Source organism: Corynebacterium pollutisoli (assembly GCF_900177745.1).
Classification (GTDB): domain Bacteria; phylum Actinomycetota; class Actinomycetes; order Mycobacteriales; family Mycobacteriaceae; genus Corynebacterium; species Corynebacterium pollutisoli.
Window position 1 is genome coordinate 226,928 of the sequence record NZ_FXAR01000001.1, and the last position, 12,571, is coordinate 239,498.

The 12,571-nt window shown below is 69.9% G+C and carries 13 protein-coding genes; 7 read left to right on the forward strand and 6 right to left on the reverse strand.

Features of this window, described 5'->3' with window-relative positions; genetic code table 11:
• Positions 1-74 precede the first annotated feature (74 nt).
• The gene (locus B9Y70_RS01115) at positions 75-560 is read right to left on the reverse strand and encodes a pyridoxamine 5'-phosphate oxidase family protein (RefSeq protein ID WP_085548406.1); all 486 of its coding nucleotides are present in this window, start codon (positions 558-560) and stop codon (positions 75-77) included.
• A gap of 224 nt (positions 561-784) precedes the next feature.
• Here B9Y70_RS01115 and B9Y70_RS01120 point away from each other — a divergent pair, with 224 nt between their 5' ends.
• The 3 genes from B9Y70_RS01120 to B9Y70_RS01130 are packed head-to-tail and all read left to right on the forward strand — an operon-like array spanning position 785 to position 3,990.
• Positions 785-2,773: a catalase gene (locus tag B9Y70_RS01120; protein WP_085548800.1), complete on the forward strand. Its 1,989-nt coding sequence runs from the start codon at positions 785-787 to the stop codon at positions 2,771-2,773.
• A gap of 9 nt (positions 2,774-2,782) precedes the next feature.
• Positions 2,783-3,421 carry a DsbA family oxidoreductase gene (locus B9Y70_RS01125; protein ID WP_085548407.1) on the forward strand — a complete coding sequence of 213 codons (639 nt, stop codon included), beginning with the start codon at positions 2,783-2,785 and terminating at the stop codon, positions 3,419-3,421.
• Positions 3,418-3,990 (forward strand): metallophosphoesterase family protein, encoded by a 573-nt coding sequence (locus B9Y70_RS01130; RefSeq protein WP_338025213.1) that lies wholly within the window; start codon positions 3,418-3,420, stop codon positions 3,988-3,990. The genes B9Y70_RS01125 and B9Y70_RS01130 overlap by 4 nt, the downstream gene beginning before the upstream one ends.
• On the opposite strand, the gene B9Y70_RS01135 is transcribed toward B9Y70_RS01130, so the two are convergent.
• Positions 3,983-5,623 (reverse strand): FUSC family protein, encoded by a 1,641-nt coding sequence (locus tag B9Y70_RS01135; RefSeq protein WP_085548408.1) that lies wholly within the window; start codon positions 5,621-5,623, stop codon positions 3,983-3,985. The genes B9Y70_RS01130 and B9Y70_RS01135 overlap by 8 nt on opposite strands.
• Before the next feature lie 116 nt (positions 5,624-5,739).
• Between B9Y70_RS01135 and B9Y70_RS01140 the strand changes: the two genes are divergently transcribed.
• Positions 5,740-7,083: a YeeE/YedE thiosulfate transporter family protein gene (locus tag B9Y70_RS01140; protein ID WP_085548409.1), complete on the forward strand. Its 1,344-nt coding sequence runs from the start codon at positions 5,740-5,742 to the stop codon at positions 7,081-7,083.
• Here the strand turns inward: B9Y70_RS01140 and B9Y70_RS01145 are convergent.
• Complete coding sequence (locus tag B9Y70_RS01145; RefSeq protein WP_085548410.1) at positions 7,070-7,813, reverse strand: aldose epimerase family protein; 744 nt, start codon at positions 7,811-7,813, stop codon at positions 7,070-7,072. The two genes, B9Y70_RS01140 and B9Y70_RS01145, sit on opposite strands and share 14 nt — an antisense overlap.
• Positions 7,814-7,832: 19 nt before the next feature.
• Between B9Y70_RS01145 and B9Y70_RS01150 the strand changes: the two genes are divergently transcribed.
• From B9Y70_RS01150 to B9Y70_RS12710, 3 genes are all read left to right on the forward strand, one after another.
• Complete coding sequence (locus B9Y70_RS01150; protein ID WP_085548411.1) at positions 7,833-9,035, forward strand: alpha/beta fold hydrolase; 1,203 nt, start codon at positions 7,833-7,835, stop codon at positions 9,033-9,035.
• Between the two features lie 95 nt (positions 9,036-9,130).
• Positions 9,131-10,123 carry a bile acid:sodium symporter family protein gene (locus B9Y70_RS01155; protein WP_143337454.1) on the forward strand — a complete coding sequence of 331 codons (993 nt, stop codon included), beginning with the start codon at positions 9,131-9,133 and terminating at the stop codon, positions 10,121-10,123.
• Between the two features lie 41 nt (positions 10,124-10,164).
• Complete coding sequence (locus B9Y70_RS12710) at positions 10,165-10,308, forward strand: hypothetical protein (protein WP_159449761.1); 144 nt, start codon at positions 10,165-10,167, stop codon at positions 10,306-10,308.
• A gap of 43 nt (positions 10,309-10,351) precedes the next feature.
• Here the strand turns inward: B9Y70_RS12710 and rbsD are convergent, their stop codons facing one another.
• Genes rbsD through B9Y70_RS01170 form a run of 3 tightly spaced genes read right to left on the reverse strand, consistent with a single transcriptional unit; the run spans position 10,352 to position 12,559 of the window.
• The gene (gene rbsD, locus B9Y70_RS01160; RefSeq protein WP_085548412.1) at positions 10,352-10,726 is read right to left on the reverse strand and encodes a D-ribose pyranase; all 375 of its coding nucleotides are present in this window, start codon (positions 10,724-10,726) and stop codon (positions 10,352-10,354) included.
• Entirely contained in the window at positions 10,719-11,627 is a 909-nt protein-coding gene (locus B9Y70_RS01165; protein ID WP_085548803.1) for a ribokinase, read from the reverse strand. Before B9Y70_RS01165 ends, rbsD begins: the two co-directional genes overlap by 8 nt.
• An 8-nt stretch (positions 11,628-11,635) precedes the next feature.
• On the reverse strand, positions 11,636-12,559 hold the full coding sequence (locus tag B9Y70_RS01170) for a D-ribose ABC transporter substrate-binding protein (RefSeq protein ID WP_085548413.1): 924 nt from the start codon (positions 12,557-12,559) through the stop codon (positions 11,636-11,638).
• Positions 12,560-12,571: the final 12 nt, after the last annotated feature.

A 12,571-nucleotide genomic window follows, 5' to 3' on the forward strand; every position in this document is an offset into this window, starting at 1 on the left:
GTCGCGCACCTTTCCGCGGCCCGTTTCCAGGCTGTTCGGCAGTAGGGACCACTTATTGTGGTCCCCGCATGTCTCTACAGGCTGAGTGTGTCGGACTCGCCGGCCGGCTTGTCGCCGGTCATCTTCATCTTGGCGAAGTCCACGAGTGCACCGATCGCGCCGCCCTTCTGGTTCCACAGCTGCGCGGTCTCGGTGGTCACGCGTACGACGCCGAGCTGCGGATCGGAGGGGCCGGAGTAGTAGGCCTCGGCCGCGTCGGTCCACAGGTCGGCGACCTTGCGGGTCTTCTCCTCGCCCTCGAGGAAGGTGGCCTTGCCGGACACGGACAGCCACGTCGAGCTGTCGGTGAAGGCCAGGTTGACGTTCGGGTCGTGGCGGAGATTGTCGGCGTGACCGGTGTCGAGCTTGATGAAGAAGTAGGCGTCCGCGGTGCCGGTGACCTCGAGCGGGGTCATCGGGTGGGAGTGGAGGCGGCCGGTGTCGGACTTCGAGGTGAGCATGACGAAACGCTCGTCGCGCATCTCCTTGACGATGTCCTCGCGGGTGGTGTTGTCGGTCATGATGTATTCCTTCCTGTTGATGTGTGGTCGCCACTGTACGTTTCTCCACTCACATAAGACGGAACTGATTTAAAGGAGTACTGTGGCGCGCACCACCCCCTGAGAAAGGAAGACACGTGTCCCAGCACAACCAGCCCCAGCCTCCCGGCGTCCCCGGCCCGCAGCCCGCACCCGTCGACGAACCCACCACCCCCGCCCCGCCGCTGCCGCCCAAGAACGACCAGATGGCCACCGCCCGGGTGACCGCCTCCGGCTGCCCCTTCCACCCCGGCGCCGACACCGACCCCCGCGCCCAGCAGGGCGAGTACCTCACCACCTCCACCGGCACCCGCGTGCCCGAGACGGACCGCTCGCTCAAGGCGGGTGCCCGCGGCCCGGTGCTCCTGCAGGACCACCACCTGCGCGAGAAGATCACCCACTTCGACCACGAGCGCATCCCGGAGCGCGTCGTCCACGCCCGCGGCGCCGGCGCGCACGGCATCTTCCGCGCCAACGGTGCCGCCGCCGACATCTGCTCCGCCGGTGTGTTCGCCGACGGCAAGGAGACCCCGGTCTTCGTCCGCTTCTCGACGGTCCTCGGCTCCCGCGGCTCCGCCGACACCGTCCGCGACACCCGCGGTTTCGCCACGAAGTTCTACACCGACGAGGGCACGTGGGACCTGGTGGGCAACAACATACCGGTCTTCTTCATCCAGGACGGCATCAAGTTCCCCGACATCATCCACGCCGGCAAGCCGCACCCGGACCGCGAGATCCCGCAGGCGCAGAGCGCCCACGACACCTTCTGGGACTTCGTCTCCCTGCACACCGAGGCGCAGCACCACACCATCTGGAACATGTCCGACCGCGGCATCCCGCGCTCCTACCGCATGATGGAGGGCTTCGGTGTCCACACCTTCCGCCTGAGCAACGACGCCGGCGAGACCACCCTGGTGAAGTTCCACTGGAAGCCGCGCCTCGGTGTCCACTCCCAGATCTGGGAGGAGGCGCAGATCACCGGCGGCGTCGACCCCGACTTCCACCGCCGCGACCTGGCCGACGCCATCGAGTCCGGCGCCCTGCCGCAGTGGGACCTCGGGGTCCAGGTCTTCCCGGACACCCCGGAGGAAACCTTCGAGGGAATCGACCTCCTCGACCCCACCAAGCTCGTCCCCGAGGAGCTGGCCCCCGTGACGATCATCGGCACGATGACCCTGGCTGCCAACCCCACGAACTACTTCGAGCAGACCGAGCAGGTCGCCTTCCACCCGGCGCACCTGCCCCCGGGCATCGACGTCACCGCCGACCCGCTGCTGCAGGGCCGCCTGTTCTCCTACATCGACACCCAGATCTCCCGCCTGGGCGGACCCAACTTCAACCAGCTGCCGGTCAACCGCCCGCAGGCCCCGGTCAACGACATGTTCCGCGACGGCATGCACCAGGTCGGTGCGCACGTGGGCGTCGCCCCGTACCACCCCAACTCCCTCGACGGCGGCAACCCGCAGCCCACCACCGAGGGCGCGCGTATCGACGTCCCCGTCGCCCTGCCCGAGTCCACCGTCACCCGGGAGCAGTCCGCCAGCTTCGACGACCACTTCTCCCAGGCCCGCCTGTTCTACCTCTCCCTCACGGAGACCGAGCAGGAGCACGTCGCCGCCGCCTACTCCTTCGAGCTGGGCAAGTGCTACGAGAAGAACATCAAGATCCGCCAGGTCGACAACCTGGCGCACATCGACACGGGCCTGGCCGCGACCGTCGCGAAGAATCTCGGCCTGCCCGCCCCGGACAAGGCGAAGCTGGCCGACGTCACCCCGTCGCCGGCGCTGTCTCAGATCGGCCGCACCTGGCCGGTCGACGGCCGCCAGATCGGCATCCTCACCACGGCTGACACCCCGCAGGAGCAGGTCACCGCCCTCGCCGCCGACATCGCCGCAGCCGGGATGGTGCCGCTCGTCGTCGCCGAGCACGGTGGCGACGGGGTGTCCCGCACCTACGACACCGCCCGCTCCATCGAGTTCGACGCCGTCGTCGTGGCGGACATCGCCGACCGCCCCGAGGTGGCCGTGCTGCTGGCAGAGGCGTTCCGCCACCAGAAGGCCATCGCGCTGCTCGCCGGGTTGGACCCGGTGCACGTCGACACCGGCGCGCCGGGCGTCGTCGAGCTCACCGGGCTCGGGGAGGCCGTCGAGAAGCTCACCCCGCTGCTCGAGGCGCACCGCGTGTGGGATCGCTAACGTGGGGGCATGAGAATCGACATCTGGTCCGACTACATCTGCCCCTTCTGCACGGTGGGGGAGAGACACCTCAACCTGGCGCTGGAGTCCTTCGCCGGCCGGGATGATGTCGAGGTCGTGTGGCGGAGTTTCCAGCTCGACCCGGAGGCCCCGAAGGAGTCGACGGGCAACGCGCTGGATTACCTCACCCGCATCAAGGGGATGAGTGAGGCCCAGGTCGTCGCCATGAACGACGGCCTGGCCGCCCGCGCCGCGGAGGTCGGGCTGGAGTTCAACTGGCGCGATTCCCACATGGTCAACACCATGGACGCCCACCGCCTCGGGGTGCTCGCCCGCGAGGACGACAAGGGTATCGAGTGGGATGAACTGGTCAAGCGCGCCTACTTCACGGAGGGGAAGAACATCGCCGACCACGCCCAGCTGCGCGAGCTGGCCGCCGAGGTCGGGCTCGCCGCGCAGGACGTCGACTCGGTGCTCGCCGACGAGACGGCCTACGCCCGTGAGGTCGCCGAGGACATCGCCCTGGCCCGTCAGATCGGCGTGCAGGGCGTGCCGTTCTTCGTCTTCGACGGCCGCCTGGCGGTCTCCGGTGCCCAGCCGGTCGAGGTGTTCCGCCAGGCGCTGGAGCAGGTCGCGGCGGGTAAGTGACCGTGGACGTCTGGCTCACCTCCGACCTGCACCTGGGGCACCATTTCGTGGCCCGGCTGCGGGGCTTCGACGACGTCGAGAAGCATGATGAGGCGGTGCTCGCCGGGATCCGTGACCTGCCGAAGGGCGACCGCCTGTGGATCCTCGGTGATCTCTCGCGCGGTTCCTCCGAGGAGGAACGCCGTGCGCTGCAGCTGCTGCGCGTCCACGGCGCGCACCTGGAGATGCACCTGACGCCGGGCAACCACGACTCCTGCCACCCCATCCACCGTTCCTCGCACAAGACGCAGCGGATGTTCCTCGACGTCTTCCACTCGGTGCAGGCGTACCAGAAGCTCAAGTGGGAGGGGCGGACCGTCTACCTCAACCATTTCCCGCGCCCGGGGATGGATCATCCGGGTATGCCCTCGCGGCACGACGAGGTGCGGTTGCACGCCGAGTACATCGTCCACGGGCACCTGCACTCCGCACACCCGGATACGGGTGCGGGGCTGGTCGACGTCGGCCAGGACGCGTGGGACATGCGCCCGGTCCGGCAGGTGGACGTGCAGGCGGTGCTGTTCAGCTGATCCGCTCCGCGACGGACTGGATGTCGCCGAAGGGCAGGCGGGTGTCACCGTGGGCCTCGCAGTAGTCGAGGAGGGCGTAGCCGGTGCGCTGCAGGTGGAGGTGCTCCTCCCAGCGCTGCGTGGCGACGTCCGGGTTGTTGCGCGACAGCGACTGGGCGGCGCGGCGTTCGCTGAGCAGCTCGTACTGCAGGTCGCGGCGCTGCTCGAGGGCCTCGTCCGGGGCGGAGGTGAGCAGGGCGCCGAGAAGGGACTCCATCGCCCGGCGGCAGCGCAGCTGCAGGCGCAGATGGTGGGCGGGTTCGGCGTCGGAGCGGTAGAGCCACAGGAGGGCGAGGGCGAAGATGACGGAGAAGGCGATCTCGATGACGCGTTCGTACACGGTCACCCCGACCGGTTCCTGCAGTGCGCCGCCGAGCATGAGCGCCACCGGGGTGGTGAAGATAACGGCCAGGGCGTAGTTGCGGGTGACGAAGATCTCCGAGAAGAACAGGCACACCGACAGGGCGAGCATGAGGGTCCAGGCGTGGACGTCGAGAAGATACAGCACCCCGAACAGCCCGACGCCGAGCACGGACCCGAGGAAGCGGTGGACGCCGCGGATGGTGCCGGGCACCTTGTCGGGCCCCCACTGCAGGATGAGCAGCGTCGACACGATGGCCCAGTCGGGGCGGTTGAACCCGAGCGCGATGCTCGTCACGCCGGCGCCGAGGCAGGCGAGCATGACGCGGGTGGCCGTCATCATGGCGTGGCTGTCGGGGTGGATGGAGCGGTAGAGGCGGTAGCTTATTGACGGCCGCGTGTGCGGCACCTTCACCCGGTCCACGTCGAGGTAGTTGCGGTTGTCGGAGATCTCGTCGACCGCCCGGCTGCCGGTGCCGACCAGCGTCGCCTGCGCGGCGAGGGTGCGTTCCGCCAGGCCGGAGGCGTCGACGATGCGTCCGGCGTGGATGGCGCGGGCGTCGGCCAGCGTGAACCAGGCGTGGGTGACGGCGGTCTGCGCCTGGTGGAGCTTCTCGACGCTCCCGTCACTGTCCGCCACCGCCGCCTCGAGGACCCGCACCGCGTCCTCCTCCGGGCCGCGCGGGTTGAGCAGCGCCGGGGCCATGCCGACGAGGACGGAGCTGAGCACGCCGACGCCGGCCCACGCCCCGACCTCCACGGGGTTGAGGTCGAGGCGGTGGGTCATGGTGGAGGCGCCGGTGACCAGCAGGATGAACCACGGCCCCGGCGGCGGCAGGCGCAGGGCGTTGGCCACGTAGATGCCCACCCCGGCGATGGCGGTGGCGAACGCGACGGTGAGCAGCAGCCACCACCGGGTGGCCCCCGCCTCGATCTGCCCCCACACGACCGTGCCCACGAAGGCGCCCGCCACCGCGCCGGTGATGAACAGCGCCCCTGCGGTGAGCAGTACCTTCCAGCGGGCGCGGTAGGCGTAGCCCTCGCCGTGGATGACGGTGAAGGAGCCCGCGGCGATGAGCAGCAGCTCAGCCTCGAAGCCGAGGAGGATCGCCACCGTGCCCGGCAGTCCCATGGCCAGCCCGGCGCGCAGCGCGCCGGGCCAGCGCCGCCCGGGGGAGTGGAAGGCAGTGAACAACTGCCAGGCGCTGGGCCGGGGCGGGGGTGTCTCCATCATGGGAATCAGGATAGTCCCTGGGCCGAATGAACCGATCGGTCTCCAAACCTAGACAGGCTGGTTCGCAATGATGTACCTTCCTGTCTAGCAAAATCATCACACGAAAGGCGTCATCCATGATCCTCACCGGTCTGGCCGTGGGAGCGGTCCTCGGCATCGTCATGCAGCGCGGGCGGTTCTGTGTCACGGGCATGCTCCGCGACATCTTCCTGCAGAAGACGTGGCGCACCACGGTGGCACTGTTCATCGTCATCTCCGTCCACGCCCTGGGCATCGCCGCGCTCACCAGCCTCGGCGTCATCACCCCGAGCTACGGTAACTTCGCCCCGGTCGCCGTCATCGTCGGCGGCTTCATCTTCGGCCTGGGCATCATCCTCGCCGGTGGCTGCGCCTCCGGAACGTGGTTCCGCTCGGCGGAGGGCCTCATCGGCTCGTGGCTCGCCCTCGTCTTCTACGCTCTGTCCGCCGCAGCCATGAACACCGGCGCGCTCACCTGGCTCAACGGCGGGCTGAGCAGCTGGGAGACGTCCCTGACCACGCTGCCCGCCAGCTTCGGCGTCTCCGCCTGGTTCTTCGCCATCCCGCTGGCCATCGGCACCGCGCTCGCCGCGCGCCACTACCTGGCCACCGAGAAGAAGGCCGTCCGCCTCGACGTCCCGTTCTGGAAGCGCCCCCTGCACCTCTACACCGCGGGTGCCCTCGTCGGACTCATCGGCGTCATCGCGTGGCCGCTGTCCGCCGCCGCCGGCCGCAACTCCGGCCTGGGCATCACCACCCCGTCCGCCAACATCGCCACCTTCATCACCACCGGCGACGTCGAGCGCCTCGACTGGGGCGTCATGCTCGTCCTCGGCCTGTTCATCGGTGCCTTCGCCGCCGCCCGGGCCACCGGCGAGTTCCGCCTCCGCGTCCCGGACGCCACCACCGCCACCCGCGCCGTCGTCGGCGGCTGCATGATGGGCGTCGGCGCCGCGCTGGCCGGTGGCTGCACCGTCGGCAACGGCATGGTTCAGACCGCCCTGTTCAGCTACCAGGGCTGGATCGCCCTGCTGTTCATCGCGCTCGGCGTCGGCGCCGGCGCCAGGATCTGGCTCAAGCCGGCCGCCACCCCCACCCCCGTTGCCGAGGCGGCCCCCTCCTCCGCCGAGGACCGCGTCCTGCCCTTCCAGGTCGCCACCGGTGCCGTCGCCCTGCAGACCGCCCCGCGCGTGAAGAAGGCCCGCCCGCTCGGCGAGGGCCGCTACGCCCTCGACCAGATGGGTGCCGTGTGCCCCTTCCCGCTCATCGAGACGAAGGACGTGCTCGACACCCTGGAGTCCGGCGAGGAACTGGTCATCGACTTCGACTGCACCCAGGGCACCGAGACCATCCCGCAGTGGGCCGCGAACAACGGCCACGAGGTCACCGATTTCCACGCCACCGGTGACGCCAGCTGGCAGCTGACGGTCAGGAAGGGCTGACCGTCACGGTCATCGCCAGACGCAGCTGCTCGTCCCGCGCCAGGTCGACTCCGTCGAGATCCTCCCCGAGGATCGCGGGTTCGACGCACAGGAACCGCGACCATTCCCCGGGGCCGACATCCTTCATGTCGGCCTCGCCCGGATTCCACACCACGGTGGCGTCGGCCCCGTCCGGGGTCACCGTGATCACCCGCTGCTTGTCGACGATGCGCACCTGCCGCGCCTCCCGGAAGATGCGGTCGACGGGGGCGTCGATAAGCAGCGTCCCCTCCTGCACCGATTCCCGGTCGGTGAAACGGTCGGTGAAGGACACCCCGGCGAGGCCCTCGACCCGTACCTCGCGGACGTCGTCGACGAGGAAGTAGGGGTGGAAGCCCATCTGCACGCGGCGGGTGTCGGGGGATTCGTTGCGCATGTGCAGCTCGATGCGCATGCCGTCGGCCCGTTCCTTGACGCTGAGGGTGAGGTGGAGGCCGTCGTTGACGAGCTGCGCGTTGAAACCCATGCCGTCCGTCGTCACGCGCCAGTCGGCGGTGCGGGCCCAGCCGTGGCGGGGCTCGCCGTCGAGAAGCTCGGCGAAGGCGGGGGCGATGACGGGGATGCCGCCGCGGATCGGGGAACCCGTGGTGGAGGAGAGGTAGAACAGCTCCCCGTGGTCGGTGTCGGTGCTGGTCACGTGGGCGCCGGCGGGGCTCATGCGCATCCGGCCGGCGGTCAGGAGATCGTCCATACCCTCTAAAGTAGGTGCAATGCTCACCACCCGCGAGAATATTTACGGCGACCTCACGGTCCGCGACCACACCCTCACCACCTCCTGGTACCCCGGCGAGGACATCGAGGTGTTCTGCCGCGAGCTGTCCACCGACGACTCCCGGCCCCCGCTGCTCTTCCTCCAGGGCGGCCCCGGCTACCCCGCGCGCGTCCCCCTCGACGGGTGGCTGCGCGAGGCGCTCCGGCATCACCGCGTGTTCCTCCTCGACCAGCGCGGCACGGGTCGTTCCACCCGCCTCGACCGGCACGCCGACCCCGCGCTTCTCGACGCCACCCACCTCTCCCACCTCCGCGCCCGCGACATCGTCGCCGACGCCGAGGCCTTCCGCGCCGCCCTCGGTCTCGGCCGGTGGGACGTGCTCGGCCAGTCCTTCGGCGGATTCTGCATCACCACCTACCTCTCCACCCACCCCGATGCGATCCGCTACGCCTACCTCACCGGCGGGCTGCCCGGCCTGGTGTCGGCGGAGGACACCTACCGCGCCACCTACGCCAAGCTCGCCGCCCGCCAGCAGCACTTCCTCGACGCGGTGCCCTTCGCGGAGGATCGCATCCGCGAGATCTGCCACCACCTCGACAACTCCGACGAGCGCCTGCCCACCGGCGAGCGGTTGTCGTCGCGCCGTTTCCGCACCATCGGCATCGAACTCGGGCGCGGGGCGGGCTTCGAGAACCTCGCCCTGCTTCTCGACGCCCCCTTCCACCACATCCGCGGCGAGAAACGACTCCACGGCGACGCCCTCGCCGACCTGTCCACGCGCCTGTCCTTCGAGGCCGCCCCGCTCTACGCCGTCATCCACGAGACGATCTACGCCGGCACCCCCGCCTGGGCGGCGCACCGCGTCCGCGAGGAGTTCGACGTCCTGCTCACCGGCGAGCACATCTTCCCGTGGCAGTTCGAGGAGGACCCCGCCCTGCGCGCCTTCCGCCCGGTCGCAGAGGAGCTGGCGGCGCGCGAGTGGGAGTCGCAGTACGACGTCGCCGCCCTGGGGGAGGCGTCGGCGGTGTGCGCGGCGGCCGTCTACCGCGACGACATCTTCGTGCCCCGTGAGCTCTCCCTCGACACCGCCGCGCATTTCCGGGACCTGCGCGTGTGGGAGACCGCCGGCTACCAGCACAACGGGCTGCGCGTCGACGGTGCCCGCATTCTGCGCCACCTCATGGAAATGGTGCGCTCATAAGAGTCTTATAGTGTCCTCACCGCGCACCCACTCCTCGGACACGGGACCCACCAGCCGTTGGCACGAGGTAGTCACCACCACTTTCCGGAGGACCCATGTCTGCCGTGTTCCGGTCCCGTGAGGACCGTTCCGCCGCCATCGCGGTGACCGCCTTCCCCCTGTTCATCCTCGTCGGCACCGCGATCGCCTTCTTCTTCCCGGCGCCGTTCCAGCCGTGGTCGGAGTACATCACGTACTTCCTCATGATCATCATGTTCGGCATGGGCCTGACGCTGACGATCCCCGACTTCCAGGAGATCGCCCGCCGCCCGTGGGCCATCCTGCTCGGCGTCGTCGCGCAGTTCGTCATCATGCCCCTCGCCGCCATCGCCGTCGCCCGGATGCTGGGCCTCAACGAGGCGCTGGCCGTCGGCCTGCTCATGCTCGGCTCCGTGCCCGGCGGCACCTCGTCGAACGTCATAACCTTCCTGGCCAAGGGCGACGTCGCCCTGTCCGTCGCGATGACCTCCGTCTCGACGCTGCTCTCGCCGATCGTCACCCCCATGCTCATGCTGGCCCTGGCCAACCAGCGCACCGAGGTCGACGGTGCCGGCATGGCCCTCACCCTCGTCCAAACCGTCCTCCTGCCCGTCATCGGCGGCCTCGTCCTGCGCTACTTCCTGGACAAGTGGATCGGCCTCATCTCCCCGGTGCTGCCGTGGATCTCCATCCTCGGCATCGGTGGCGTCGTCTTCCCGACCGTGGCGAACAACACCGAGCGGCTCGCCGCCGTCGGCATGATCGTCTTCGTCGCCGTCCTGCTGCACAACGTCTTCGGCTACATCCTCGGCTACCTCACCGGCAAGGTCTTCCGCCTGCCCGAGACCAACAACCGCACCATGGCCGTCGAGGTGGGTACCCAGTCCGCCGGCCTGGCGTCCGGCATGTCCGCCAAGTTCTTCAGCCCCGAGGCCGCCCTGCCGGGTGCCGTCGCCGCCGTCCTGCACAACATCACCGGCGCGGTCTACGCCTCCGTCGCCCGCCGCTTCCCGCTGGCCGAGGAACAAAAAACCGCCCCGGTTGTTGAAGATAAGGTGTCCGTCTCCTAGACGGGCTAGAGTATGGCGTAACAGGTCGACCGGAGGTGCGTATGCATAGCAACCGTGAGCATGTGACCCTGTCCACGACAGAGGTCACCGAATTCGATCGACTCGCCACGGAACTCGGGGTCTTCGAGGTCTCCGAGGAACGAGTCCTCCACCCGGGTATCCTCACCCAGGTGTACGGGGGATAGTGGCCTGACAGCCAAGGACCGGGTGCGGTCCCTTTTGGCGCTTTTAGAACGGCACCCCACTGTGGAGGATGACGTTCGCGTAGGGGGTGGTCTCGCCGGTGCGGATGACGAAGGCCGCCCCGGCCACCTGCTTCTTCAGCTCCTCGTGGGGGACCTCGGTCCGGGGCACGTCCGGCAGGAGGGAGCGGACCTCGCCCGGGGTCTCCGCCGCGAGCGTCACGCCCTCGACGACGACCTCGGCGAGGTAGGCGTCGAGCACCTCCGCGAAACGCGGGATGCCGGACACCAGCGCCAGGTCGACCACCGGCACCCCGGCGGGGACGGGCAGCCCGCAGTCGGCGATGACGATCGTGTCCGTGTGCCCCAACCGGTTGATCCGGCCCGCCAGCTCGGCGTGGAGGATCCCTGACCTACGCATCGCCCACCTCCGGGAGGACGTCCGACGCCGCGGGGTAGGAGGTCTGCGCGCCCTCGCCGAGGGTGGCGAACGCCCCGACCCGGGCGGCGTGCTCGGCGGCGGCGATGAGGTGGTCCCCGGCGACGAGCCGCGCCACGAGGGCCCCGGCGAAGGCGTCCCCGGCGCCGACGGTGTCCACGGGGGTCACGCGCGGCGTCGGGATCGGGGTGCGCTCGTTGCCGACGCCCACCATCGCGCCGCGGGCGCCGAGGGTGAGGACGACGGAGGGGAACCCGGCGTCGAGAAGCGCGGCCACGAGGTCCTCCGGATCCTCGGACGCGATGCCCGCCCCGAGCATGTCGAGGACGAGCCCGGCCTCATGTTCGTTGGCCAGCAGGGGGTCGGCCTGCAGGAGCTTGTCGACGTCGACCTCGATCACCGGGGCCAGGTTCACCACGACGCGCCCCGTGGCCAGGCCGACGGCGGCGGCGAACCCGTCCGCCGGGATCTCGCCCTGCAGGAGGACGATCTGCGCGGACTCGATGAGGGGGGCGCGTTCCTCGACGAAGGCGGCGTCGACAAGCGCATTGGCGCCGGGGACGACGACGATGGTGTTCTCCCCGCCCGCGTCGACGGTGATGACGGCCAGGCCGGTGGTGCCGGGGACCGTGGCCACCGCCGAGAGATCCACGCCGGAGGACCGCAGGATCTCCGTGGCGGGGGCGGCGTAGGGGTCGTCGCCGACCGCGCCGACCATCGCCACCGACGCGCCCTGCAGCGCGGCGGCGACCGCCTGGTTGGCGCCCTTGCCGCCGGCCGTCACCACCCCACCCGACCCGAGGAGGGTCTCCCCGGGCAGCGGGTGGCGGGGGACGCGGACGCTGAGGTCGGCGTTGACGGAGCCGACGACGGCTACCTCGATGGGATCCGTCACTCGAAGTCACCGACGTTCTCGCGGGTGACGGTGACGACGTCGACCGGGACCTCCTCGTCCGGGGTCTGGTCGTCGAGGATCTTCTTCGCCTGCTCCACGGCCTGCGCACCGAGCTCGCCCGGCTGCTGCGCGATGGTGGCGACCAAGCGGCCGTCCTGCACCGCGGCCAGACCGTCGTCGGTGCCGTCGAAGCCGACGACCATGACGTCCTCACCGGCGCGGGCCCCGAGGGCCTCGAGGGCGCCGAGGGCCATCTCGTCGTTCTCCGCGAAGATCGCCTTGACGTTCGGGTGGGCCTGCAGCAGGTTGGACGCGACGTCGAGGCCGCGGGTGCGGTCGAAACCGGCGGTCTGGGTGGCCACGACGTTGATGTTCGGGTATGCGGCGATGCCCTCGTTGAAGCCCTGCCCGCGGTCGCGGGAGGCGGAGGAGCCGGCGATACCCTGCAGGACGATGACGTCGCCCTCCTCGCCGATGGCCGCGGCCAGGGCGTCCGCCGCCTGCCGACCGCCGGCGACGTTGTCGGAGGCGATGAAGGACGCGACCTCGCCGCCGTTGGAGGAGCGGTCGACGGCGATGACCGGGATGTCCGCGTTGTTGAGGGCCTCGACGGCGGGGACGACGGCGTCGGAATCCGTCGGGTTGACGATGACGACGTCCGCGCCCGAGCTGGCCGCGTTGTTGAGCTGGTTGATCTGGGTGGAGGCGTCGTCGGAGGCGTCCTGGATGTTGAGGGTGATACCCAGCTCGTCGGCCTTCGCCTGCGCGCCGTCGCGCAGCTGCACGAAGAACGGGTTGGTCTGCGTCGACAGCGCCAGGGTGACGGAGCCGTCGCCGGCGGAGTCACGGTTACAGGCGGCCAGCCCCATGGCGAGGGAGACGGAGGCGACGATGGCGAGGGACTTGCGTGCGATGGACATGATGTTCCTTTC